The following is a 24,824-nucleotide window of genomic DNA, read 5'->3' as shown; positions in this document are numbered from 1 at the left end:
GCAGCAACAACATCACGTCCACGCCGGGTCCGCAGTGAAATCGATTGTCAGCCAGAACGTGCTGCCTCGCGCGTCCATCCGCACCGCGATCTCATCGCGCATCGCATCCACCTCGCCTACCGTGCCCAGTGGGGTCGACGGCGAGGTCAGGATGTGGATTTCGATGAACCGCATCCGCCCCATCTTCGCGACATGGCTGGTGAAGCCGGCATAGCCATGCTCGGCCACGAACGCCTGCATCACCTGCTGCACGCGCTCGTCCAGGTCATCGGGTGCCACCTGCAGCACTTCCCGCATCGCCTTCCACGCACTGCGCGCCGGCACCGGCAACACCGCCAGGCTGATCAACGCCAGCACCATCGAATCCAGATAAGGCACCCAGTGGTGCCACTGCCCACCGTGCAGCGCCAGCGCCAACACGAAGGCCAGCACCACCGCCAGGCTCATCAATCCACCCAGCAGCCAGCCACGCACATCCAGCCACAGCAATGCCGAGTGCAACCTGCGCGCACGCTGGGCCACGAACGCGGCCATGCCCAGGTTGCTGGCACTCAGCAGCGCCGCCCACCAGAGGGCGGGCCCGAACTTCACTTCGTGCCCGCCGGTGGTCAATCCAATCACCGCGTTGGCCAGCGCATACACGCAGGCCAACGACAGGATCACTCCGCCCAGCGCCTCGACCATCGGCTCCAGGTGCCAATAGCCGTACTGGAAGCGCGGGCTGTGCTCCCGCGCCACCAGCCGCAGCACCGACAACGACACCAGGGTCAGGGCTACGTCGACCAGGCTGTAGATGCCGTCGAACAGGATGGCCTGCGATCCCACCAGCAGGCCACCGATGAAGCCGACCGCGCTGACCGCCACGGTGACCCCGATCGAGAACTTCAGGATGCGTTGCTCGCGCGCGGTATCCATCGTTCGCCGAAGGGCCGACCGTACCGGCTCAGGCCTTCAGCACCTCCACCTTGTAGGACGGCACGTCGCCATCGCGCTCGATGATAAGGCCATGCACGTCCGACTCGAAACCCGGGAAGCGCGCGTTCTGCTCGCGGGCGATGCGCAGCGACTGGATGATCGGCTCGTCGCGGTCGCCGAAGCGCTCGCCCGGCATGATCGTCGGGATGCCCGGCGGGTACGGCACCAGCATCGTCGCAGCGATACGGCCACTGATCTGCTCGATGTCGACCCGCTCGATCTCGCCCTTCACCAGATGGTTGTAGGCATCGGCCGGATTCATCACCGGTGTCGGCAGGTCCACATACATCTCACGCATCACCTTGGCGACCGCGAACTCCTGGTTGAACGCATGCAGTGCATCGCACAGGTCACGCAGGCCCCAGCCGGCATAGGCGTGGGGATAATCGGCGGCCAGCGACGGCAAGGCCTGGCTCAGCGGCGCGTTGCGGTCGTACAGCTCCTTGAACGCCATCAGTTCGGTAACCAGCGTGCTCCACTTGCCCTTGGTGATGCCCATCGAGAACAGGAACAGCACCGAGTACAGGTTGGTCTTCTCCACGGTGATGCCGCGGCCCCACAGGAACTTGCTAAGTACTGCAGCCGGAATGCCAAGCTTGCCCATGCTGCCGTCCATCGACAGGCCCGGCGTCAGCAGGGTCACCTTGATCGGATCGATCAGCACATAGTCATCGACCAGGTTCTCGAACCCGTGCCAATGCGCATCGGGCTGCAGGTACCATTCCTCGCGCTTGGCGACCAGCGGCGCCGGCGTATCGCCCTTGTCCAGGCTGCGCTCGACCTTCGTCGGTTGCCACACGCTGAACCACCAGTCATCGCGGCCCAGATCGTCGCGTACGTGCAGCATCGCACGGCGGAAGGCGATCGCTTCGTCATGCATTTCCTGCACCAGCGAACGACCGGCATCGCCCTCCATCATCTTCGAGGCCACATCGCACGCGGCGATCACCCCGTAGTGCGGGCTGGTCGAGGTATGCATCATGAACGCTTCGTTGAAGCGCTCGGCATCCAGGTCGCGGCTGGCCGAGTTGCGCACATGGATCATCGACGCCTGCGAGAACGCCGCCAGCAGCTTGTGGGTCGAATGGGTGGTGAAGATGATCGCATCCTGCTCGCGCGGCTTGCCCTTGGCCATGCCGTAGTGATTTTCATAGAACGGATGGAATGCGGCATAGGCATACCAGGCCTCGTCGAAATGCAGGAAGTCGACCGCGCTGCCGATCTCTTCAGCGATCTTCTCGGCGTTGTAGCACAGGCCGTCGTAGGTCGAGTTGGTCACCACCGCGATACGCGGCTTGGAGCCGGCCTGGTAGGCCTGGCTGGCCAGCGGATTGGCGGCGATGCGCTGCTGCAGTGCTTCCGGAGTGAACTGGTCCAGGCTGATCGGCCCGATGATGCCGTGTGCATTGCGGCTGGGCGTGAAATACACCGGCACCGCACCGGTCATGATCAACGAATGCAGCAGCGACTTGTGGCAGTTCCGGTCAACGAACACCACGTCGCCGCGGGCCACAGTGCCGTGCCACACGATCTTGTTGGCCGTCGACGTACCGTTGGTGACGAAGAAGGTGTGGTCGGCACCGAAGTTGCGCGCGGCCTCGTTCTCCGCATCCTTGATCGGGCCGGTGTGGTCCAGCAGCGAGCCCAGTTCCGGCACTGAAATCGACAGATCGCTGCGCAGCGTGTTCTCACCATAGAACTGGTGGAAGGCGCGCCCGACCGGTGACTTGGTGAAGGCCACACCACCGGCATGGCCCGGCGTATGCCAGGAATAGTTCGACTCGGCGGCGTGATGGATCAGCGCCTTGAAGAACGGCGGCAGCAGGTTCTGCATGTAGTCTTCGGCTGCTCGCATCACCTGCCGCGAGATGAAGCTCTTGGTGTCTTCGAACAGGAAGATGAAGCCGTGGATGTACTTGAGCAGCTTGCTCGGCACCTTCTCGATGGTGCGTCGTTCGCCATACAGGAACACCGGAAGATTGGCGCGGCGCGCACTCTGTTCGCGCAGGAAGGCGGTCAGGCGCAGGAACTCGCCATCGACCTCCTCGCTGCCGTCGATCGAGATCAGCACCGCCGAGGCAGCCACGTAGGTGCGGGCGCCGGCACGGGCATCATCCAGGTTCAGGCCGCACAGCACGCGCTGGTCATTGCTGCGCAGTTCTTCCACCAGCGCGCGGATGAGGATGCCGCCGATGCGCGGCGAATCGTAGTCACCATCAATGACGATGACCGGATAATCCAGGGACTTGAAATACACGTTGATTCTCCTTGTCTAACTCAGGAACGCTGCGCGCCGGCCGAAATCGCCGCCGCCTCGCGGGAACGCTGCCGCTGCTGGCGACGCTCCTCGCTGAAGAAGGGATAGAACACAGTGATGAACAGCACGAACAGGAAGGCGTACTGCACGATCGTTCCCGACGAGCCATAGATCGCCCAGAGGCAGTACACGACCGTCAGGCTGGTCAGGGTCCAGAACGCACCGGTGTGCACCAGCGTGTGCGAACGTTCCACCACGAAATAGCAGGCGACGCACGAGTAGATGTACGGCAGCAGCGTCAGCACCACCGCTGCCGAGGTGATCACGTCGAACTGGGCCGAGGCGGTCTTCGAGGTGGAGGTCACCAGCACCGCCAGGGTCATCAGCACGGCCACGATCAGCACGCCCTTGACCGGCACGTCGTCCTTGTTGGTCTTGCTGAAGATGCTCGGGAACAGGCCATCATCGGAGGCCGCCTTGGCGCTCTGCGCGGTCAGCAGGATCCAGCCGCCCAGCGAGCCGGCGGCACCGACGAAGGCACACAGGCTGACCAGCGCTCCACCCCAACCACCTACGGCCTTGGCCGCTGCCAGCGCGAACGGTGCGTCGGACACCTGCAGCTCGCCGTTGGGCACCATGCCCATGATCACCGACGAGCTGGCGATGTAGGCGATGGCGGCCAGGAACACACCGGCCAGGGTGGCGCGGGCCACGTTCTTCTCCGGATTCTCGACCACGCCTGCCGTCACCGACGCCGACTCCACGCCGATGAAGGCCCACAGGGTCAACGCCGCGGCACTGGAGATCGCACCGAAGTTCGATTCGCCGGACACGTTGTAGGCGCCCTTGAAGATGTCGGCATCGAAGAAGAACCAGCCGAAGATGGCGATGCCCAGGATCGGCACCAGCGCGAAGCTGGTGGTGACCGTCTGCACGCGGCTGACGAATGCCGGGCCGATCATGTTGGCAAAGCTCAGCGCCCACACCAGGATCAGCACCGCGATGCAGCGCACCAGCGGCTCGGACAGGATCGGGAAGAAGTAGCTGAAGTAGCCCACCGCCGCGATGGGAATGGCCACGTTACCGATCCAGTTGGCGAACCAGTAGATGGTGTTGGTCTGGAAGCCCATGTAGGGACCGAACCAATCGCGCGCATACGCGTACGGGCCGCCCGCCTTGGGTGCCAGCTTGCCGAGCTTGGCGAACACGAAGGCCAGCAGCAGCGCACCGGCCGTGGTGATCAGCCAGCCCCATATCGAGGCGGTACCGATCTTGGCCAGGCTGGAGGGCAGCAGGAACACCCCTGAGCCCATCATGTTGCCGGCGACGAGGAAGGTGGCTCCGACCACCCCGATTTTCTTTGCTTCTGCCATGACAATCTCCTGTACCTGGCATGGGCCCGGTCGACCCGGGCGTGGGGAATGGCTGCGCTGGCGTACTGCCGCTGGCGCCTACTTGATGAAGTTGTATTGCAGGCTGCCCTGCACCCGGACCGTGTCGCCGCGCGCTCCACCCTGCTGCTGCAGGCGGCCGTACAGCAGCTCCATGCCCATCGTCCACGACGGTGCCGGGCTCCAGATCAGGTTGAACACGCCGTAGCGGCTTTGCCGGAATGCATCGGTCGGCAGCGCTGCATTGCGTTCCAGGGTCAGCTGTCCGTAGATCAGGTTCGAGCGCCACAGATCCGACCAGTAATGGGTGTAGCCGACGAAGCCACCGTGCAGGTCCAGCGCATCGATGCGGCCATCGGCCCCTACCACGGCATCCAGACCGGAGCCAGTGAGGTCGGCGGTGTAGCGGCTCAGGCCGCGGCCACCCAATGCGCCGAACAGCAGCAGATCGCGGTCCCCCACCGAGGCCGAGCCACTGAGCTGCGCGCCACCGGCAAAGACGCGGTCACGACGGACATCGCCGTCGTAGGCCAGATTGCGCGCCACGACGCCCAGCTGCAGGTGACCCCAGTCGCGCTCCATGCGCGCGATGGCACTCACATCCGGCAGTCGATTGACTGCCGCCATCGCCTCGCTGGCGCCAGCCAGCTCGGTATCCGGGTCTTCGGCGGCCAGCGTCAGGGTGTTGCCCTTGCCCAGCGCAAAGCTGTGATGGATGCCGGCCACGGGCAGGTAGCCGGCGCCGCCGGGGCCCGCAAAATCCAGCGTGTCGGGCAGGCTGTCCGGATCCATGAAACTGGAATAGCCATAGCCCGCGTAGGTGTTGCCCAGCTGGCCATAGGCATGGCGCAGACGGAATTCATAGCCATCGCTGCTGCCGAAGAAATCATTCTCCAGATAGAAGCGCAGGTTGCCGTGCGTGGTCGGCCGCCGCGCCTCGAAGCTGAAACGCGTCTGCTTGGCGTGGATGTTGAAGTTCGAAACATCCCGATGGTTGCCGCCCACCGGCATCGACGAAGGAATGAACTGATCCTCGTCCCCTGCCCCGCGCGAATCCGCAATCGCATCGAGCTTGGCATAGCCGCCAATGCGGATCACGGTGTCGGTGCCGGGAATGGCGAAGAAGCCTTTCAGGTCCGGATCGGTGGGGCCGGCGGCGCTGTCTGGACGCGAAGCCGCCGTTGAAGGATCGGCCACCGATTCACGCTGTGGCAGCACCGGCTGCGCAACGCCAGGCACCTGGGTGGGGTGAAGGATCCCACTGGTGGTTGGCACATTCAGGGTCGACTGCGCTGCTGCGGGCATCGGCGACGACGCGGCAACGGGAGCCGCAGCCGCACGTTGTTCGCGCCGTTCAAGCTGGTCCAGGCGCTGCTGCATGCTTTCCAGCGTCTGCCGCATCGCGTCGATCTCCCGACGCAACGCCTGCGCATCCTCCTGTGCATGCAACGGCATCGCTGCCATCGCCGCCAGACACCCCAGACTCAGTACCGCCAAGCGCATTGCATCCTCCCTGGACTGGAACTCCCGCTGTCTGCCCTGGCAGCGCGCGAGCGCTGCCCCGACCTCAACGAGCCGTTGCTGGAAATGCAGTTACTGCGTGGACGACCGTCGCCAGCCTGCGCGTTGCAGGCAACAGGGCAATGACGCTGTCCCGATTGCCAACACTGCGCCGGAGTCGCTCCCACTGCAGCAGTGCTGCCGAAGGGGTGGCGACCGCAGCGGACTGGGTAACAAGCGCTGGGTGAGAGTGTCGTGAATGGCATTGCGCGCACGTCCTCTCGAGGGCGTGACGTATGCGGCATCCATTGCGCAGTGACGCTGTATTCCATGCGCCAAGGCTAGTTCGACTGTCGTTTTTGGCCTTGATTGGGATCAAAGCGAAATGCTTGATGTCAGTCACGATTCAGACGTGACATCTGTTCACGACGTGCGCAGCCCTCATCGCCGGGAATGTCGCAGAAAGCAACAGGCCCGCACGTTGCCATGCGGGCCTGTCGCTCACTACAGCATGCCGGGATGCCTCAGCGTGGGCCGAGTACCGCCTGCAGATCGTTGCCCTGCGGTAGGCCGGCACGTCGCTGCACCTGGCCCTGCGCATCCTGGAACAGGATGCCCGGCGTACCCTGGAAGCCCATCTCCACCATCAGCACCTGGTTGGCATCCAGCTTGCCAGCGATCTCCCGGCTGATGTTGGGCAGCGGCTTGATGCCACCTCGATCGAACTGATGCTCGTTTTCCAGCAGTGCGGCGCTGGGATCGCGTGCGGCCATGATCGCCGCCGCCTTGGCCGGGCTGTCCTCGCGGATCACGCCGACCATGATGTGGCGCAACTGCACCTTTCCTGCATCCACCCAAGGCCGTGCCGCCTCCCAGAACTTGTGGCAATACGGACAGTTGGCGTCACTGAAGGTGTACACCACACGCGGCGCATCGGCCTTGCCGTCGCGTACCCAGGCACTGGCCTCGAGCTTGCTCCACATCTTGGCCGACATCGGCGCGGCAACCAGCTTCTCCAACGTCTCGGCTGCAACTTCATTGCCCTCGGCGTCGAACAGGCTGCCCACCAGCACATGCTTGCCATCGGCGGTCACGTAAGCCGCCGCCGGCTGCTGGCCGCCGACCATGCCGGCAAAGCCACGCAGGCCGCCCGGCGCATCGAATTCAGAGACCACCTCGAAGCCGTGCTTCTCGATGCCCTTCAGGACAGCCGGCAACTCACCCTTTTTGGCGGCTACCGATGCCGAAGCCGTTGCCGGTGCAGCGGCATCCTTGCCCGGCGGGGTCTGTGCCTGGCTGCAGGCAGCCAGCGCCAGCATGGCCGGCAGCATCAGCGTATGCGCGATGCGCGGGGAAATCGACAACATGGAAACTCCGTAGTGGGATGCCAGCGCAGGCTACCGCAGCCGGCGCAGTTTGTGTTCAAGACCGGCTTGGGTCAGTTCGCCGAGATGCAGCTCCTGCAACCGCCCCTGCGCATCGAAGAAGAGCGTGGAAGGAAAAGCCCGGACGTCCAGCGTGGTCGACGCAGCGGAAGCCTCATCCAGCAGGACGTTGCCCAGCGAAAGGTGTTCAGCGGCAAGAAAGGTCTGGACCTCCCCAGGGGTCTCGCCCTGGTTGAGGAAGACGAACTGGATATCGGCATGTTTCTGCTGGTCCGTCGCCAGCACCGGCATCTCCCGGCGGCACGGGCCACACCAGCTGGCCCACAGATTCAGTACCAGCGGCTTGCCATGAAACTGCTGCAGGTCAATCGCCCCGCCCTTCAGGTCGGCCACCTGCAGCGTCGGCAGTGGCATCTGCTTTGCCTGCCAGTACGCGAGCCCCTGGCTTGCCCCGCCCCACAACAACAACCCAACCAGCGCACCTGCCAGCACCGGCGCCCGCAACGGGCGCTGCCTGCGCAGCCGCCACAGCGCCCAGGCCAATCCAGCGCCAACGACAACGGGCAGGTGATACCCGCCATCGGCAATCTGCAGCATGCTCCAGGGCGCTTCACGATAGAGGCTGAAATGCGCTGCGACGAAGGACAGCCGGCCACACAGCAGTCCCACCAGCAACATGTCCAGCACCATTCCAGCCGCGGGCGGCCGGGCTTGGCCGCGCTCGCCACGCGACCAGATCCGCGCAATGGCCATCGCCAGCAACAGGAAGATCAGAATCAGTACCACCGGCATCGGCACCGGCCCAACACTCGACATCAGCTCACCCGCGCTCGCCTGCACAGACCGGCATGGTCAAAGCGTCGAGCCCGCGATGCAAGCACGACGCGCTCGACCTCGTTCATCAAGCAGCGTTGCGACCCAGTTGCGCGCCCGACGGGACACTCAGCCCACGCAGACTGCCGGCCACGGCAGGCGTCAATGGTCGGTCGCGGCGTTTGCTGCTGACGTGGCGGCGATAGTTGGCGGGCGTCATGCCGACAATACGCAGGAACAGCCGGCGGAATGCGCTCTGATCGGCGTAACCCACACCCCAGGCAACTTCGTCGATGCTGGCGCCATGCTGCAGCAACGTCTGCGCCTTGGCCACGCGCAGTCGCTGGCAGTACTCGATGGGTCTTAGCCCGGTCGCCTTCAGGAAACGACGCTGCAGGGTACGCGGCTCCAATCCCGAGATCTCACAGATCGCCCCCAGCGTGGCCCCACGTGCAGCCGTGGTATGCAACCAGCGCTGCGCCTTCAGCACGTCACGGTCGCCGTGGGCGAAGTTGGCACTGAATCGCTCCAGATCCTGCTGGATGCCGACCGGCACCACGATGCCCAACTGCTGTGCCACCGCGCTGGCCACGCCCTGGCCGTGCAGCCGGTACAGCAGGCGCAAGCCAAGGAAGCGCCACGCCTGGGCGCCGCCCACGGTAAGCAGATCTCCATCATCGACGAGCGCCCGCTCACTGGGCGCCCAGCTACCGACCTGCACCTGCAGCGCCGGATGCCGGTTGAGGTCAGGGCCGGAAACCGTACGCCCCGTCAGCAGACCGGCCCGCGCCAGCACACTGACACCGTCACCTGCGGCGGCCAGCAGGCTGCCGCCGTCGTAGTGGGCCCGCAACCAATCCAGCAGAACGTCCTCGGCACGCACCGACGCGCCGGAACTGACCTGCCCTGGCAAGGCGATCACCGCAGGAATGGCCGCGTCCAGCATCTCGGCACCGGCAATACGATGCACACCAGTATTGCTGGCGGGCACGATCCAGCGGGTCACCAGCACCCGCTTGCAGGGCCGCCGTTGCTGCTGCGCCAGTCGATTGGCGACGTGCGCCATTTCGGCAAGAACCGATGCAGCCGACGGGTCGCCTCCGGGGTATTCAACCACCGCAACCTCGACGAATCCCTCGTTCCTGATTCCCTCCACTCCCCACCTCCTCTTCCGGTTCAGGCCGTCGAGCGGCCGGTTCAGGCGCAGGGTAGGAACTGCCTTGCCCCGAGGGCTATGAAGAAAGTTGCAAAGTGTGCTGAATAGGCGGCGCCGGCGAAGCCTTGACTCTTGACCAGAGTCCAGGGATGACTATGCGCGGCAGGTCCCGAGGAGTCCGCCGTGAACATTGGTCAACTGGCACGCCAGGCAGGCGTCCCCATCGACACCGTCCGCTACTACGAACGTCAGCGGCTTCTGCCCACTGCTGCGCGCTCGGCAGGTGGCTACCGCATCTTCGGCGAGCAGGACCTGCGCCGTCTGCGCTTCATCCGCCGGGCAAAGGCGCTGGGCTTCAGTCTCGATGAGATCGGTGAACTGCTTTCCCTCAGTGACCATCCTCCGCAGGACATGGGCAGCGTGCGTGACACCGCGCGGATACGCCTGCAGGACATCGAACTGCGGATGGCAGAGCTGCAGCGCATGCATGGCGCCCTGTCCCAGCTGGTCGATGCCTGTCCCGGACATGGCGCGCTCGACCAGTGCCCGATCCTGGCTGCGCTGATCGGCGAAGACCGCTGAACCCTTCGCTTCTGCATCGATACCCGTGCTGCCCCGCATGCGGAAAACGCAGCTGCGCCATCGCGCGCGCTACGTGAAGAAAAGTGCAACAAAGCGCTTGCCAACCCCCGGGGGCACAGCTATTATTTCGCTCCTCAGCGACGTGGGGCCATAGCTCAGCTGGGAGAGCGCCTGCATGGCATGCAGGAGGTCAGCGGTTCGATCCCGCTTGGCTCCACCATACTTTCGGCATTAGGCCGTCGAAAGGTCGCAAAGAACATTGATGAGATCTGCGTCCCCATCGTCTAGAGGCCTAGGACATCACCCTTTCACGGTGGCGACCGGGGTTCGAATCCCCGTGGGGACGCCACTCATCATGAACAACGAGGACCCGGCCGATAACCGGGTCTTTTTTGTTCACCGCCCACCGGCATTCAGGTTGTGGCGTCGGAACGCTCCCTGCCCTTGTGGCAATGAACGATTCGATGAAAAAGCTTCAAAAAAAGCTTCCACAAATGTGAACAGGCAGGTATGATAGGCGGCTCGGTAACACGGGGCCATAGCTCAGCTGGGAGAGCGCCTGCATGGCATGCAGGAGGTCAGCGGTTCGATCCCGCTTGGCTCCACCACTTTCGACATTAGGCCGTCGAGAGTTCTACAACTTGAAGTTTTTCGTGCGTCCCCATCGTCTAGAGGCCTAGGACATCACCCTTTCACGGTGGCGACCGGGGTTCGAATCCCCGTGGGGACGCCAGTTTCAAAAAGGACCCTGCTCCCAGCAGGAATCCGACGTTTCATGGGGCCATAGCTCAGCTGGGAGAGCGCCTGCATGGCATGCAGGAGGTCAGCGGTTCGATCCCGCTTGGCTCCACCACTTTCGGCATTAGGCCGTCGAAAGTTCTACAACTTGAAGTTTTTCGTGCGTCCCCATCGTCTAGAGGCCTAGGACATCACCCTTTCACGGTGGCGACCGGGGTTCGAATCCCCGTGGGGACGCCAATCTTTGAAACCCCGGCCTCGGCCGGGGTTTTTCTTTGCCTGCGATTCCCGGATGACCGCAGATCAGAACCGGCGATACATGCCGATCGAGGCGGGCGCGGTCGGCGCAAAGCCAAACTGCGCATACAGCCGATGTGCCTCGCCATCGGCCAACAGGCTCACATACGCCGACGGCGGCAGGTTGCCCTGCATCCAGTCGCTCAGATGCTGCATCACCGCCTTGCCCAGGCCCCGCCCCTGCAGACGGGGCAGCACAGCGATATCGCAGACCTGCAGATGGCAACCGCCATCGCCGATGATCCGACCCATCGCTACCAGCTCGCTGCCCTGGTAGGCACAGACGCCGAAGACAGTGTTGGGCAATGCCCGCGTCGCCGCCTCATGGGTCTTTGCACTGAGGCCGGCCAGTGCACGCAGCTGGCAGTAGTCTTCGACCGTCGGCACCGCCTGGCGGAACTGGATCGTCTCTGGATCATTCATGCAACGTCTCCTGGAAGGTCGAGCTATCCTGCCGCATCCGCGTCGCAATCGCCGCGACCCATCTTCCGGCAGAGTCCCATGTGCTATTCCGCCCTGATCCGCGCCGACTACGCCAAGCTGGTGCGCGAGTTCGGCGCCGTCCTCTCCCTGGAGGAATTCGCCGAACTCTACGCGCATGATCCAGGCAAGAAGCGGCCGAAGACGCCGAAAGCCATGGACGACGGATTTGCGGGGGCGCGCACCGAACTGGGCCGCGACATCGTGGCGAAGATCCAGCAATGGCATGCACAGGAGCGGCAGCAGCTGCAGGCCGAACTGGAACGTCAGCTTGAACGTCGCGACATCGCCAATGCGACCCTGGCCACCCGGCCCACGCAGAAGGCGCGCAATGACCTGCGCGTTGCCGGCAACCGCATCGACCGCGCGCAGGCACGGCTGGACGACCTGCATCGGGAACAGCTACTGCCGCGTGACAGCCGTATTTTCCCCGGCACATACGCACCAGTGATGGTCAGCGAGAATGGCCGGCGCGTGATCAAGCCCATGCGCTATCAATGCCGGCTGCCGGACAAACCCGCGCGCAACGATGCGCTCTACCCAGGTACTTACAACGCACGGCGGGACAGCCTGGAAGGCTATTGGCGCGGGGCCTTCGGGCTGCGCCACGGCGTGGTGGTGGTACAGGCGTTCTACGAGCACGTACCTCGCCATGCCATTGCCGGCCGCAGCCTGCACAACGACGAGAAGGCGCAGGATGTGGTGCTGGAATTCCGCCCCGACCCGCCGCGCGACCTGCTGCTGGCCTGCCTGTGGGCGGAATGGGACGGTCCGGAAGGACGCCTGCTGTCTTTCGCCACCATCACCGATGGACCGTCAATCGATGTCGCCGCTGCCGGCCATGACCGGGGAGTACTGCCGATCCGCACCGAGCATCTGGACGCTTGGCTCAACCCGGACCCGGATGATCTGGCTGCGCAGTACGCCATCCTCGACGACCGCGAGGACATCCGTTACGTCTACGAGGAAGCCGCCTGAGCGGCGGGATCAGGCGTTGGCGCTGGAACGCCCAACGGCGCGGACCAGGGCCTTGGACAGATCAACGGACAGATAGGGCTTGATCAGCAGCACGCCGGATTGCATCGCGACCGGCAGTTGTTCAGCGGCCATGCCGGTGGCGAGCACGAACGGCACACCACGCGCCGTAAGCGCCGCAGCAACCGGCTCACTGGTCTCGTTGCGGGCCAAACGGTAATCCAGCAGGGCCACGTCAGGAGCGGTCTCTTCCAACACGCGCAGCGCCTCGGCAACGGACGCGGCCAGGCCGACGACCAGAGCGCCGGACTGCACCAGCTGCATCTGCAGCAGGGCCGCACTCATCTCGTCGTTTTCAACTACCAGCACCCGCAGGTCCTGCAACGCTGCCATAGCGCTATCGCTCCCGTGCCTGTTAAGCCTTCACAGTATAGCCAGCAGCCAGCCGATACCGACAATTCGACGCCATTTCGGCCCCGTTCGCCCGCACCTCTATGAACGCCCGCCGGGCTCGGGTACACTAGCCCGCTGCTGCCGGTGTGGCGGAATGGTATACGCAGCTGACTCAAAATCAGCCGGGGGTGACCCCATGAAGGTTCGAGTCCTTTCACCGGCACCACGATCAGAGGCCAGGTCTACGACCTGGCCTTTGTCGTTTCCGGCCTTGCCCTGCCCGACCGACGCCGCCGACACTGCAGCGATGGCAGTGCACTCCTCTCCCATCCTTCCTCCAGCGTTCCCGGCGCATCTGCGCGAACTGGCCCTGCAGGACGCGGTCGCCTGGTCGTACTATCTGTCGCTGCCAGGCGCGGTCGAGCACACTAGTTGGGGCGATGTCTCTGTAGAGGCTTTGCGGCGGCAGATCGTCGACCCTGCGCACACCACACGCTGCCGCCGCTGGGCGATCCTCGACAGTGACGACCAGCTGCTGGGCACCGTCGGCCTCAACGACATCGACATGGAGCACCACCGCGCCGAACTGGCCTACGACCTGTCCCCTGCCCACCAGGGACGCGGGCTGGCGACCGAAGCTGCGCGGGCGGTCGTCGCCTGGGCGCATACCGCACTTGGTTGCGTACGCATCCAGGCCACCGTGCTCGACAGCAACCTGCGATCCATTGCCGTGCTCGAACGCGTGGGCATGCAACGCGAGGGATTGCTGCGGTCCTATCGCCATGTCCGTGGGCAGCCGCGCGACTTCTGGATGTATGCGCGCACTCACCCGCAGCTGCATGGCGGCCAGGGCGACGACCGCGCCGCCCCATAGGCCGCGCTGGTCTGCGCCCTACACCACCCGCAGCGCCGGCGCATGCACGCCATGGCCATGGGCCGCCCCCGCCCCCGCGTGCACACGGAACCCTGCCACCGTCTGCAGCAGCTGAGAGGACTGCTCCTCCATGCTGCGCGCGGCCGCTGAGGCCTCTTCCACCAGTGCTGCATTCTGCTGCGTGCCCTGGTCGATCAGATCCACCGCGTGGTTCATCTGCTGGATGTCGTCGCTCTGCTGTTGCGCAGCGGCGCTGATCTCGGTCATCAGGTCACTGACCCGGCGCACGTCGACCACGATCTCGTCCATGGTCCGCCCTGCGCTCTCGACCTGCGCCGTTCCGGCGCCGACGTTGGCAACCGACGCATCGATCAGCTGCTTGATTTCCTTCGCCGCACCCGCCGAGCGCTGCGAGAGCTCGCGGATCTCGGTGGCGACCACGGCGAAACCACGACCATGCTCACCGGCACGCGCTGCTTCCACGGCCGCGTTCAATGCCAGGATGTTGGTCTGGAACGCAATGCCATCGATCACCCCGATGATGTCGACGATGCGCCGCGAGGAGGCGTTGATCACTGCCATCGTCGAGACCACTTCATGCACCACCTGGCCACCGCGTGCGGCCACGTCGGCGGCGCCACCGGCCAGTTGGCTGGCCTGGCGCGCGTTGGTCGCAGTGCGCTGCACGGTCTCGGCCAGCCCCTTCATCGACACGGCGGTTTCTTCCAGCGATGCGGCCTGCTGCTCGGTGCGCTGTGACAGGTCATTGTTGCCTTCGGCGATCTCGCTCGCACCCACTGCAATGGTGTCTGCGGCGAATTTGATCTGGCCGATGATCCCGGCCATCGCTTCGACCAGCGCGTTGACGCCGCCACACAGTTCGGCGATCAGGCCGCTCTTGTCGGCCATGGCGATGCTCCGGGTCAGGTCGCCCTCCTTCGCCGATGCCACTACCTCGCGCGTCTGCGCCACGGCGCGCTGCATGGCCTGGCTCTCATGTACCTGTGCGGTGATGTCGGTGGCGTACTTGACGACCTTGAACGGCCGCCCGCCCGCGTCGAGGATCGGGTTGTACGACGCCTGGATCCACACTTCGCGGCCACCTTTGCCCAGCCGCCGGTACTGGCCTGCGTCGTACTCGCCAGAGCCGAGCTTTTCCCAGAACCGGCGATACTCGACGCTGGCCCGGTAGTCGGGCTCGACGAACAGCGAATGATGCTGGCCGCGTACTTCTTCCAGCGTATAGCCGGTGGCGGCCAGGAAGTTCGCATTAGCCGTCAGGATGCGGCCATCCATGCTGAACTCGATGACTGCCTGCGATTTGTCGATGGCGGCCAGCTGCCCCGCCGACTCGGCTGCCTGCTGCTTCTGCGCCGTGATGTCAGTCGCGAACTTGACCACCTTGTATGGCCGCCCGTGCTGGTCAAGCACCGGGTTGTAGGAGGCCTGGATCCATATCTCGCGCCCACCCTTGCCGAAGCGCTGGTACTGCCCTGCATCGAATTCGCCGCGGCCCAGCCGCGCCCAGAAGTCACGGTATCCGCTACTGCGCGCGTGTTCGGGATCGACGAACAGAGAGTGATGCCTGCCCTGGATCTCATCCAGGCGATATCCCACCGCCTGCAGGAAGTTGTCATTGGCCTGCAGGATGGTGCCGTCGAGCGCGAACTCGATGACCGCCTGCACCCGATGCAGTGCAGCAACCTGGGCTTCAAGCTCGACGTGCCGCCGATGCTGCTCGGCTACCTCGGTGGCGCGGCGCTGCCTGCCCAACACCCCCTGCAGCGCGCGCAGGGGAGACCAACGGGTGAGCACTTCGACCGGCGCCTGAGCACCTTCCATGGAGCCTGAAATAAGCATCGTCTGATCCTCGGTGTCCGGGTAGCGGTTGCGACCCGCCGGACGGGATGCCCGGCGGCAACTTCGATTGCCTGGGACTGCAGACGCCGGAAGGCGTCACTCGAGCGACTGGCAGGAACAGTACGGCAGCTGCGATCGTCATCAAACAGCGGCGGAGCACACGGCACGGGCCGCCCATCGGAGGCAGCCTCGGGTCCGGCAGCGGGGGCCCGCAGCGGGCTCCAGAGAAGGTATCGGCGGGGCGGCCAAGTACTTTAGGGGGCCAGCCCCTGGTCGGCAGCGCGCCGCAGCCCCCAGCGCAGCAGCATCGTTGCCAGCACCGCCGGCAGGTAGCCCAGACCGCCGCAGACGACCAGCAGGGAGGGCTCCACCAGTGGCCCGCCGCCGCCGAGGAACCAGTTGCGAGTAGACAGGATGTACAACGCGAACGGCACCAGCAGCAACGGCGCCAGCCGCAACAGCTGCCACCGCCATCTGCCCGGCCCGATCCAGCCGGCCAGGGCACCCAGCACGGCACCTGCGGCGATGATGGGGGCGATTTCATCCATGACGCGCTTCCGGAAGTCTTCCTGCCACCATTCTGGACCAGCACCAACGAAAAGGGGATGCGGCAGGCACGCAGAAGGTTGCAATGACCATCGGGACATCCCGTGCCGGCGAGCTGCCGGCAGCATGCGCCCACTGACTGGATTCTCCCCTGGAGGCAGCATGCTTCGACGCTTGAGCGCCATCGCCATCCTCAGCCTGTACAGTGCCGGCGCATTGGCCAGCGACGCGGGCTTCCGCCCCAGCTTCCATCCCGACCAGCTGAAGGGGCCGCCCGTCGGTCGCCGCAATGAAGTACTGGTACTTGGGACAGCGCATCTGTCAGGACTGCCGAACACCTTCGAGCCGGCCATGCTGGAGCCGCTGCTGCAGCGCCTCGCGCGTTGGCGCCCGGACGCGATCGCCACCGAGAACCTGTCCGGCCTGCAGTGCGACTTCATGCGTCGCAATCCCAGCCGCTATGCCGAAAGCGTCGAATCCTACTGCGTTGATACCGACGCAGCCCACGTCGCCACCGGCCTCGACGTGCCCAGCGCCAACGTCGAGATGGAACGCCTGCTGTCGACGTGGCCGGCAGACCCGACAGCAGCGCAGCGTCGGCACCTGGCCGCAGTGTTCCTGGCCGCTGGCGAGCGCGGGTCGGCGCAGGTGCAATGGCTGCGCCTGCCTGTGCAGGACCGCATCACCGGCGACGGTCTGGATGCCGCACTGGTCGAGATGCTCGACAAGAGCCTGACCCGCCGCAACGAAACCAACCTGCTGGCGGCAGCCCTCGCTGCCCGGCTGGGGCTGGAACGCCTGTGGGCAGTGGACGACCACACCGCCGATTCGCCAACTCCGCCCGAGGATGAGAAGGCGGCGGGCGAAGCGCTCATGAAGGCCTGGGACAACCCGCAGGCAAACGCACGGCGGGACGCCGACAAGCCACTGTATGCCAACATCGGCAAGGTCGATGGCGTGCTGGACCTGTATCGCGCCTACAACCGCCCCGGCGTAGGCCTGCAGGCCTACCAGGCGGACTTTGGAGCCGCGCTGGCCGAACCCTCACCGCAGGGCTTTCGTCGCAACTATGTGGGCTACTGGGAAACCCGCAACCTGCGCATGGTCGCCAACATCCGCGAAGTGCTGGGCGAGCGGCCAGGAACCCGCCTGCTGGCCATCGTTGGCGCTTCGCACAAGGGCTACTACGAGGCCTACCTCAACATGATGCACGACGTGCAGTTGGTAGATGCCGAGGCGGTGCTGCGCTGAGGCCGTGGCGACGCGCACCTACAATGTTGAGTTTCCTGCACGGGAGTTCCAGCATGCTCAAGGTCATCGCCGAGGATTTCATACATCCTGACGCGGTCGAAATCGTCCTGCCGCTATACCGCGAGCTGGTTGCCTGCACGCGGAGCGAACCTCTGTGCATCGCCTACGACCTGTTCGTCGACCAGAAAGATCCCGGCCACTTCATATTCATTGAGCAGTGGCCGGATCGCGCAGCGCTGGACACTGATTGCGCAACCGAGCACTTCCGCCGCCTGGTTCCCCTGATCGATGCGCACCAGCGCAGTCCAGGCACGTTCCTGCTGATGGATCCGGCTGCGCTGTAGCCGTCCACCGCCCGCCCAGCGCTGCGTGCAGATCAAGGGCGTTGCTGCGCATCACGACGCCCGGCGCGCCAGATGGTCACGCTGGCAGCAACGATGCAGCCCAGCGTGACCAGCAGCATCACCGCTACGCCCCACTGCACCACGGGGACCAGCATCCGGGCCTGCTGATCATTGCGCAGCTGCTCCAGACGGAGCCAGCCGGAGACAGCCAGGAGCCAGCCGACAACGGCTGGCGCATAGGCACGAACTGCACTCAGGTTCCAGGACGTCATTTCGTTTTCCTGCGAAGGCGGGCGTTGGCGCAGTATTCGCCGCGCCCCTCTCACAGGCTGAGATCAACCGTCGCCGAGGTCGCTGCCGTCCGCGGGCGAGCCGCCGGGAAGTTCGCTGGTTTCGCCCTGCACCTGCACGTTGTTGCGGCCCATCGCCTTGGCCCGGTAGCACTGGGCATCCGCCGCCGCGACGGCCTGGTCCACGCTCATCCCGGTAGCAAGCGGCGCGATGCCGATGCTGGCGCCGATCCGCAGATGGTGCTGGTCCCAAGGTATGGACAGGTTGGACAGGGTATGCAGCAACTCACCGCCGATGCGCGCGGCTCGCCGTGGGCTGCACCCGGACAGGATCACCGCGAATTCGTCACCGCCCAGGCGCGCCACTACATCCGAATCGCGGACACCATGGCGCAGCACGCTGGCCACGGCCCACAGCACGGCATCGCCTGCCAGGTGGCCAAAGGTATCGTTGACTGGCTTGAACCGGTCAAGATCGATATACATCAACGACGCCGCCTGGCCGGTCCGCTCGACGCGGGTGATCGCCTGCTGCAGATGCACTTCGAAGCCGCGGCGGTTGCCCAGTTCGGTCAGCGGATCCATCTCGGCCAAGTGCCGCGCCTCACGTTGTCGGGCGCGCTGTTGCGTGTCATCGCGCAGTACCCACACGGCGCCGCGTACATGGCCCTCATCGTCGCGCAGCCAGGCCCGGGTCAGGTCCACCGGTACTGTCGCCGCTCCTATCTGCAACAGCAGATCCGCATGCAGGTCCACCGCATTGCCCTCTGGATCAAGCAGCACCGCTACGTCCAGCAACGACTGCGGGGCATACTCGGTGGTCAGTGCCAACACATCCTGCACGTTGTGCCCGGCCAGCGACAGCGCGCCATCGCCGGCAAGCAGACGCACCGCAGCGGCGTTGGCATATTCGATGCGGCCATCCAGTGCAACGCTGAGCACCAGGTCGGCGACGGCATCCAGAGTGATTCGACTGCGCTGTTCGCTTTCGAACAGGCGCTGCTCGCTGCTGCGCTGGGCGCTGACATCCTGGATCTGCGACACGAAATGCAGCGGCTCGCCGCGCTCGTTGCGTACCAGCGATACCGACAGCCGTGCCCAGATGGTGTTGCCGTCCCGGCCCACGTAGCGCTTTTCAAGGTGATAGTGGGTGCGCCGCCCCGCCAGCAGATCCTGCACCAGCGCCAGGTCGGTCTGCAGATCGGCCGGATGGGTCAACCGCTGGAAATCGACCTGCAGCAGCTCCTCGCGCGGATAACCAAGAATGCGGCACAGCGCATCGTTGACGTCCAGCCAGCGACCTTCCAGCGACACCAGTGCCATGCCCAGTGCCGCCGAGGTGAACGCACCGGCGAATTTGTCCGCGGCAAGTCGTGCCTCGGCGCGAGCCTGCAGGATTTCGGTGATGTCGATGGCCATGCCGACGTAGCCGATGCGCTCGCCATCGGCGCCATCCATGCGGCTGATCGACAGGCGCACCTGGCGACGCTGGCCATCCTTGCGCAACAACGTCCACTGCCGCGAATACGTCTGGCCATCGGCGCGCGTACTGAGTGCCTCGAACACACCCGGAACCTGGCCATCAGCGGTTGCCAACGGTTGCAGCCACGCCTGCAGTTCAACCGGGTCGTGGAAGGCGTCCAGCCGGCGCCCACCCACTACTTCAGCAGCGGTGTAGCCGAGCAGCCGCTGCGCACCCGTATTGAACAGGGTGATGGTGCCGTCGGTGTCGGTGGCGATCACCGCCACTTCGTCGGATGCATCCACCACTGCCTGCAGGCGCTGCCGCATTTCGGCCGCATCCTGACGCGCCTGCTGCAACTCGGTGACGTCGGCGTGGGCACCGGCCATCCACAGCGGCCGGCCCTGCCCGTCCCATTCGAATACCCGTCCGCGGTCGTGGATCCAGATCCACTCGCCGTTCCTGTGGCGCATCCGCAACAGGCAGACATAGTGGTCGGTGCGGCCATCGAAGTGGTCCTGCAACGCCGCATCGGACAGCGCCAGGTCATCCGGATGGACCAGCGCGATGAAGGTCTTCTGGCAGATCGGCTCCAGCTCGTCCAACCGGTAGCCGACGATCTCGGCCCAGCGTTCGTTGACCCGCATCTCTCCGCTCTGGACGTTCCATTCCCAGGTGCCGGCCGCGGTGCCCTCGATGATCATCGCCAGGCGGCGGCGCTCTTCGGCCAGTTCCTGCAACCGGCGCTCCAGCAGTGCGTTGCCGCTGTTGCCCTGATCGGCCATCAGCCACCTCCCCTGCAGACGCAGCTGCCCGCGGGCCGTGGCGAGGTGCCACAGCGGTCACGGAACCAGGCGGATGGTGCTGACGGCATGGCCTCCCCAGCGACAGCGGGGCCCCAGGCGCCCCTTCCAGCGCAAGTGTGCGCATTGCCGGGGAACATCGACAAGCCCCCCACCCGGCCCGCGCCGGATGGGGGACGGCAGACTCAGCTGCGCTTGGCCCGGGCGAAGGCCTCGGCGAGGGCATTGTTGGCGGGCGGCGCAGCCTGTGCCGGGCGTCCGCCGTTGCCCGGGGTGCGGCTCTGGCCACCGCGTCCCTGCCCGGGGTTGCCCGCATCGCGACGCGGCGCCTGCCCCTGGCTGCGTTCGTCACGACTGCCCGGGCGGCTGGTGGCCTGGCCGGGCGTATCGTCCAGGCGACGGGTCAGGGCAATGCGTTTGCGCGGCACATCCACCTCCAGCACCTTCACCTTGACGATGTCGCCGGCCTTGACCACGTCGCGCGGATCTTTCACGTAGGTATCGGACAGCGCCGAAATGTGGATCAGGCCGTCCTGGTGCACACCGATATCGACGAACGCACCGAACGCGGCCACGTTGCTGACCACACCTTCCAGCACCATGCCCTCGCGCAGGTCCTTGATGTCCTCGACGCCATCGGCAAAACGGGCCGCCTTGAACTCCGGGCGCGGATCACGGCCGGGCTTTTCCAGTTCCTTGAGGATGTCGCGCACGGTCGGCACACCGAACGTTTCGTCGGTGAACTGCTCGGCCTTCAATCCGCGCAGGAAACTGCCGTCGCCGATCAGCGCCTTGATCGGGCGCGCGGTGCTGGCCACGATGCGCTCGACCACTGGATAAGCTTCCGGATGCACCGACGATGCGTCCAGCGGCTCATCACCATCGGCGATACGCAGGAAACCTGCACATTGCTCGAACGTCTTCTCGCCCAACCGCGACACCTTCAACAGGTCCTTGCGACGCTTGAACGGACCGTTGTCATCGCGGTGGCGCACGATGTTCTCGGCCACCGTCGACGACAGGCCCGACACGCGCGACAGCAGCGCCGCCGAAGCAGTGTTTACGTACACGCCCACAGCATTCACGCAGTCTTCCACGCGCGCATCCAGCGCACGCGCCAGGCGGTACTGGTCCACGTCGTGCTGGTACTGCCCGACACCGATCGCCTTCGGCTCGATCTTCACCAGCTCGGCCAGCGGGTCCTGCAGGCGGCGCGCGATCGACACCGCGCCACGGATCGACACGTCCAGGTCCGGGAACTCCTTGGCCGCCGTTTCCGACGCCGAATAGACCGACGCCCCGGCTTCGCTGACCACGATTTTCTGCGGTGCGTTGTCACCCAGCGCCTTGATGGCTTCTCCGGCCAGCTTGTCGGTCTCGCGGCTGGCGGTGCCGTTGCCGATCGCGATCAGCTGTACGTTGTGCTTGGCACAGAGCTGCTTGATCGTCTGCAGCGACTGCTCCCACTGCCGACGGGGTTCGTGCGGGTAGATGGTATCGGTGGCAACCAGCTTGCCGGTGGCGTCGACCACGGCGATCTTGCAGCCGGTGCGGATGCCCGGGTCCAGCCCCAGCACGCTTTTCGGGCCGGCCGGCGCGGCCAGCAGCAGATCCTTGAGGTTGTCGCCAAACACGGCGATGGCTTCGGCCTCGGCCTTCTCGCGAGCCTGGTTGAACAGGTCCAGCAGCAGGTGCATGTGCAGCTTCGCCCGCCAGGTCAGGCGGCAGGCATCCAGCAGCCAGCGATCACCGGGGCGTCCCGCATCGCGGATGCCGGCGTTGTGCGCCACGCGCCCTTCGGCGTACTGATGACCGGCCTCGGCATCTTTGCCCGGGTCCAGTTCCAGGAACAGGATCTCCTCGCGACGCGCGCGGAACAGCGCCAACAACCGGTGCGAGGGGATCTTCGCCAGTGACTCGGCATGTTCGAAATAATCGCGGTACTTGGCGCCCTCGGTTTCCTTGCCCTCGGCAACGCGGGCACGGATCACGCCCTGCTCGCTCAACCAGCTGCGCAGTTCACCCACCAGCGTGGCGTCCTCGCCCCAGCGCTCCATCAGGATCGCGCGGGCACCTTCCAGCGCGGCCTTGGTATCGGCCACACCCTTGTCGGCATCCACGAACGTGGCCGCAACGACCTGCGGGTCCTGGGTCGGATCACCCAGTAGACCATCGGCCAGCGGCTCCAGCCCGGCTTCGCGGGCGATCTGCGCGCGGGTGCGACGCTTGGGCTTGTACGGCAGGTACAGGTCTTCCAGCCGGCTCTTGGTGTCGGCAGCGAGGATCTCGTTGCGCAGCTCATCGCTGAGCTTGCCCTGTTCGCCGATGCTGGCCAGCACCGCCGCACGGCGGTCTTCCAGTTCGCGCAGGTAGGTCAGGCGGGTTTCCAGGTTGCGCAGCTGGGTATCGTCCAAGCCGCCGGTGACTTCCTTGCGGTAGCGGGCGATGAACGGAACGCTGGCGCCTTCATCGAGCAGGCCGACGGCGGCGCTGACCTGGGCGGTCTGGGCACCGATTTCAACGGCGATGGTCTGGGCGATCTGTTGGGCGAGCTGGCGCTGGGCGTGCTTGGCGTCGTGCATTGTTTCCGGCCTGGGCCGCATTGCGGGAAAGGCCCATTCTTGCAATGCGCGGGCGGCAGGGACAAGGCGTTGACAGAACGGCGGTTCAGGCGGCGGGTCCGGATTGGACGCCGGCATCCTGGCAAAGGGGGCTCGGACTGGCCCCGGGGCTGGGATGCCGGCGCGGACGCGCGATGGTGAGGCGCGTCCTGCCGCGTAGTGCGAAGGTCAGCGGTAGTGGCGAGCGGCACGCTGCATGACGATGTCGTCACGCAGGCTCTCCAGCGCCATCAAGCGGACCTTGCCGACACCCTGCAGTTCCATGAACCGCTCCGTGTAGAACTCCGGCCCCAGCGCGGTATCGGCGCGGGATTTGCTGAAGCCATAGGGCACCACGCCCTTCTCGCCATCCTTGCTACCACCGACATAAAGAACGATTGCCATGTGATGTATTCCTCCAAATTGCTACTGCGTACTGCACACGATGAGCGGTACTTGCGAGCCCATCGGGATAGAGCTTACCGCGACCAAGCTGACTGGAACGTCACGAAGACTAATGACGATCGGTTGCATGCAGATGACTGCGGGATAGCAGCAGAATGCTTACGGATCTTTAACTTCCGTCTAACGAATGGAGGGTTTCCAGCCAACGGCGCAGCCCCTCGTGGGCGGGTTGGTTGGTCGCGGAATGCAAAAGCCGGATTACTGGGGCTGGCCGGGTGGGTAGGCATTACGGGGACGCCGTAAACCCATCCCTGGGGGCTTGGCCGCGGCATCCATGCCGCGGACACCCCGCAATGCCTACCCACCCGCCCGCTGACAGATTTCTGGTGTCTGCTGCCACCCACGGAAAAGAAAAAGAAGATCAAAAGCAAAAGCGGCTTGGCTGGCCGCTTTTTTGTAGAGCCGAGCCCAAGCTCGGCTGCTTTCAGGCCATTCCGCGAAGCCGAGCGCAGGCTCGGCTCTACACGAGCAAGCGCAGCGCGCGACCCGCTTCTGCTGTTCTTTTTCTTCTCCGTGGCTGGACGCGCCGAGAAACTGTCAGGGGCCGGGCGGGGTGGGTTCGCGGGACCGTTGGCGCCATGGATGGCGCCATCGAGCCCCCAGGGATGGGTTTACGGCGTGTCCCGCGAACCCACCCCGCCCGGCCCCATCACATGAACCGCATTTCGCGCCCACCCACGAGGGGCTGCGCCGTTGGCTGGAATCTACGGCCACCAGCCATGCCCGAACCGCGCGTAATGATCAGCCGCACGCTCGAACGGATTGCGCGCACTGACGCCACCACACAACAGATACACCGGCAGGTACAGCGGCCCCAGCACCAGGTACTGGTATACGTGCGCACGCTCGTGGTCATCCAGCCGGATCAACGGTTCCACGCCCCATCCCGCCTGATGCGCGTAGGTACGGCAGCACATGCCCAGGTCGTAGCCGGTGTGCAGGATCACGTTGCCCAGAGTGATCGCTCCGCCTGGCCCCCACGGCCAATGGTCGAACACCATCGCGCAGTCGCGACCGCTCCAGCGCATCTTCGCCCCCCCCAGCAACCCGGCCAGACCGCCAAGCAGGCCGATCAGGGTATTGGGCACGGTCCACAGCGCGCCCAGCACCTGCAGCGCGCGCAGCCAGATCAGCCAGGGGCGGTCAACGGCGTTCAATCGGCCTCGTTGGGAATCAGCAGCCACAGCAGCAGGTAGACCAGGATGCCCGGGAAGGCGGCCGACGCCAGCGAGACCACCACGTACAGCACCCGTACCAGGGTCGGGTTCCAGCCGAAACGATGGGCGATGCCGCCCATCACCCCGGCAATCATGCGGTCGTTCAGCGAGCGCGACAGGGTGCGCGGCACAGCGTTCATGGCGAGGTCTCCCGGCTGACTGGCTGCGGC

22 protein-coding genes and 7 tRNA genes are annotated in these 24,824 nt (G+C 65.3%); 12 read left to right on the top strand and 17 right to left on the bottom strand.

Annotated features, from left to right (window positions below; genetic code table 11):
• Window positions 1–12: 12 nt before the first annotated feature.
• From MRBLST15_RS00955 to MRBLST15_RS00925, 7 genes are all read right to left on the bottom strand, one after another.
• Window positions 13–915 (bottom strand): cation diffusion facilitator family transporter, encoded by a 903-nt coding sequence (locus tag MRBLST15_RS00955; RefSeq protein ID WP_367784701.1) that lies wholly within the window; start codon window positions 913–915, stop codon window positions 13–15.
• Between the two features lie 28 nt (window positions 916–943).
• Window positions 944–3,232: an Orn/Lys/Arg decarboxylase N-terminal domain-containing protein gene (locus MRBLST15_RS00950; RefSeq protein WP_367784699.1), complete on the bottom strand. Its 2,289-nt coding sequence runs from the start codon at window positions 3,230–3,232 to the stop codon at window positions 944–946.
• 20 nt (window positions 3,233–3,252) lie between these two features.
• Window positions 3,253–4,605, bottom strand: coding sequence for an arginine/agmatine antiporter (adiC, locus tag MRBLST15_RS00945; protein ID WP_180167379.1), 1,353 nt, complete (start codon window positions 4,603–4,605; stop codon window positions 3,253–3,255).
• Window positions 4,606–4,683: 78 nt separating this feature from the next.
• Window positions 4,684–6,126 (bottom strand): DcaP family trimeric outer membrane transporter, encoded by a 1,443-nt coding sequence (locus MRBLST15_RS00940; RefSeq protein WP_367784697.1) that lies wholly within the window; start codon window positions 6,124–6,126, stop codon window positions 4,684–4,686.
• 521 nt (window positions 6,127–6,647) lie between these two features.
• Window positions 6,648–7,490, bottom strand: a complete 843-nt coding sequence (gene dsbG / locus MRBLST15_RS00935) for a thiol:disulfide interchange protein DsbG (protein ID WP_265952895.1) — start codon at window positions 7,488–7,490, stop codon at window positions 6,648–6,650.
• Window positions 7,491–7,520: 30 nt separating this feature from the next.
• On the bottom strand, window positions 7,521–8,324 hold the full coding sequence (locus MRBLST15_RS00930) for a redoxin family protein (protein WP_367784694.1): 804 nt from the start codon (window positions 8,322–8,324) through the stop codon (window positions 7,521–7,523).
• An 85-nt stretch (window positions 8,325–8,409) separates the two neighbouring features.
• On the bottom strand, window positions 8,410–9,477 hold the full coding sequence (locus tag MRBLST15_RS00925) for a GlxA family transcriptional regulator (RefSeq protein WP_367784692.1): 1,068 nt from the start codon (window positions 9,475–9,477) through the stop codon (window positions 8,410–8,412).
• A gap of 183 nt (window positions 9,478–9,660) precedes the next feature.
• Here MRBLST15_RS00925 and MRBLST15_RS00920 point away from each other — a divergent pair, with 183 nt between their 5' ends.
• The 7 genes from MRBLST15_RS00920 to MRBLST15_RS00890 all read left to right on the top strand — a co-directional run bounded on the left by MRBLST15_RS00920 (window position 9,661) and on the right by MRBLST15_RS00890 (window position 11,037).
• On the top strand, window positions 9,661–10,059 hold the full coding sequence (locus MRBLST15_RS00920; RefSeq protein ID WP_265952897.1) for a MerR family transcriptional regulator: 399 nt from the start codon (window positions 9,661–9,663) through the stop codon (window positions 10,057–10,059).
• 144 nt (window positions 10,060–10,203) lie between these two features.
• Window positions 10,204–10,279, top strand: a tRNA-Ala gene (locus MRBLST15_RS00915).
• Between the two features lie 53 nt (window positions 10,280–10,332).
• Window positions 10,333–10,408 (top strand) — tRNA-Glu (locus tag MRBLST15_RS00910).
• 183 nt (window positions 10,409–10,591) lie between these two features.
• Window positions 10,592–10,667, top strand: a tRNA-Ala gene (locus MRBLST15_RS00905).
• A gap of 49 nt (window positions 10,668–10,716) precedes the next feature.
• Window positions 10,717–10,792: transfer RNA gene (locus MRBLST15_RS00900), tRNA-Glu, on the top strand.
• 44 nt (window positions 10,793–10,836) lie between these two features.
• Window positions 10,837–10,912: transfer RNA gene (locus tag MRBLST15_RS00895), tRNA-Ala, on the top strand.
• Window positions 10,913–10,961: 49 nt separating this feature from the next.
• Window positions 10,962–11,037, top strand: a tRNA-Glu gene (locus tag MRBLST15_RS00890).
• 63 nt (window positions 11,038–11,100) lie between these two features.
• Here the strand turns inward: MRBLST15_RS00890 and MRBLST15_RS00885 are convergent.
• Entirely contained in the window at window positions 11,101–11,517 is a 417-nt protein-coding gene (locus tag MRBLST15_RS00885) for a GNAT family N-acetyltransferase (protein WP_312704325.1), read from the bottom strand.
• Window positions 11,518–11,595: 78 nt separating this feature from the next.
• Here MRBLST15_RS00885 and MRBLST15_RS00880 point away from each other — a divergent pair, with 78 nt between their 5' ends.
• Entirely contained in the window at window positions 11,596–12,552 is a 957-nt protein-coding gene (locus tag MRBLST15_RS00880; protein ID WP_367784689.1) for an SOS response-associated peptidase family protein, read from the top strand.
• Window positions 12,553–12,561: 9 nt separating this feature from the next.
• Here MRBLST15_RS00880 and MRBLST15_RS00875 read toward each other — a convergent pair whose 3' ends face one another.
• Window positions 12,562–12,942, bottom strand: coding sequence for a response regulator (locus MRBLST15_RS00875; protein ID WP_265952901.1), 381 nt, complete (start codon window positions 12,940–12,942; stop codon window positions 12,562–12,564).
• Window positions 12,943–13,082: 140 nt separating this feature from the next.
• Here MRBLST15_RS00875 and MRBLST15_RS00870 point away from each other — a divergent pair.
• Window positions 13,083–13,168, top strand: a tRNA-Leu gene (locus MRBLST15_RS00870).
• Between the two features lie 81 nt (window positions 13,169–13,249).
• Window positions 13,250–13,816 (top strand): GNAT family N-acetyltransferase, encoded by a 567-nt coding sequence (locus MRBLST15_RS00865; RefSeq protein ID WP_414716127.1) that lies wholly within the window; start codon window positions 13,250–13,252, stop codon window positions 13,814–13,816.
• Between the two features lie 18 nt (window positions 13,817–13,834).
• On the opposite strand, the gene MRBLST15_RS00860 is transcribed toward MRBLST15_RS00865, so the two are convergent.
• On the bottom strand, window positions 13,835–15,676 hold the full coding sequence (locus MRBLST15_RS00860) for a methyl-accepting chemotaxis protein (RefSeq protein ID WP_265952903.1): 1,842 nt from the start codon (window positions 15,674–15,676) through the stop codon (window positions 13,835–13,837).
• Window positions 15,677–15,930: 254 nt separating this feature from the next.
• The gene (locus tag MRBLST15_RS00855; RefSeq protein WP_367784685.1) at window positions 15,931–16,224 is read right to left on the bottom strand and encodes a hypothetical protein; all 294 of its coding nucleotides are present in this window, start codon (window positions 16,222–16,224) and stop codon (window positions 15,931–15,933) included.
• Window positions 16,225–16,384: 160 nt separating this feature from the next.
• Here MRBLST15_RS00855 and MRBLST15_RS00850 point away from each other — a divergent pair, with 160 nt between their 5' ends.
• Window positions 16,385–17,473 (top strand): DUF5694 domain-containing protein, encoded by a 1,089-nt coding sequence (locus tag MRBLST15_RS00850; protein ID WP_367784683.1) that lies wholly within the window; start codon window positions 16,385–16,387, stop codon window positions 17,471–17,473.
• A 53-nt stretch (window positions 17,474–17,526) separates the two neighbouring features.
• A complete protein-coding gene (locus MRBLST15_RS00845) occupies window positions 17,527–17,817 on the top strand; it encodes a putative quinol monooxygenase (protein ID WP_367784681.1) in 291 nt (96 codons plus the stop codon).
• Window positions 17,818–17,849: 32 nt separating this feature from the next.
• Here the strand turns inward: MRBLST15_RS00845 and MRBLST15_RS00840 are convergent, their stop codons facing one another.
• The 6 genes from MRBLST15_RS00840 to MRBLST15_RS00815 form a co-directional block, all read right to left on the bottom strand.
• A complete protein-coding gene (locus MRBLST15_RS00840; protein WP_265952907.1) occupies window positions 17,850–18,089 on the bottom strand; it encodes a hypothetical protein in 240 nt (79 codons plus the stop codon).
• A 63-nt stretch (window positions 18,090–18,152) separates the two neighbouring features.
• The gene (locus MRBLST15_RS00835; protein ID WP_367784679.1) at window positions 18,153–20,354 is read right to left on the bottom strand and encodes a PAS domain S-box protein; all 2,202 of its coding nucleotides are present in this window, start codon (window positions 20,352–20,354) and stop codon (window positions 18,153–18,155) included.
• A gap of 203 nt (window positions 20,355–20,557) precedes the next feature.
• Window positions 20,558–22,954, bottom strand: a complete 2,397-nt coding sequence (locus tag MRBLST15_RS00830) for a Tex family protein (protein WP_367784677.1) — start codon at window positions 22,952–22,954, stop codon at window positions 20,558–20,560.
• A gap of 207 nt (window positions 22,955–23,161) precedes the next feature.
• Window positions 23,162–23,377, bottom strand: coding sequence for a hypothetical protein (locus MRBLST15_RS00825; protein ID WP_025879252.1), 216 nt, complete (start codon window positions 23,375–23,377; stop codon window positions 23,162–23,164).
• A gap of 764 nt (window positions 23,378–24,141) precedes the next feature.
• Window positions 24,142–24,594 carry a hypothetical protein gene (locus tag MRBLST15_RS00820; protein WP_367784675.1) on the bottom strand — a complete coding sequence of 151 codons (453 nt, stop codon included), beginning with the start codon at window positions 24,592–24,594 and terminating at the stop codon, window positions 24,142–24,144.
• A complete protein-coding gene (locus MRBLST15_RS00815; RefSeq protein ID WP_025879254.1) occupies window positions 24,591–24,794 on the bottom strand; it encodes a PspC domain-containing protein in 204 nt (67 codons plus the stop codon). The genes MRBLST15_RS00820 and MRBLST15_RS00815 overlap by 4 nt, the downstream gene beginning before the upstream one ends.
• Between the last annotated feature and the right edge of the window lie 30 nt (window positions 24,795–24,824).

The sequence above is a fragment of the Stenotrophomonas sp. LST15-1-1.1 genome, assembly GCF_040815575.1.
Taxonomy (GTDB): Bacteria; Pseudomonadota; Gammaproteobacteria; order Xanthomonadales; family Xanthomonadaceae; genus Stenotrophomonas; species Stenotrophomonas lactitubi_B.
The sequence above is the reverse complement of the archived record's forward strand: the minus strand, read 5'-3'. Positions and strand labels throughout refer to the sequence as shown.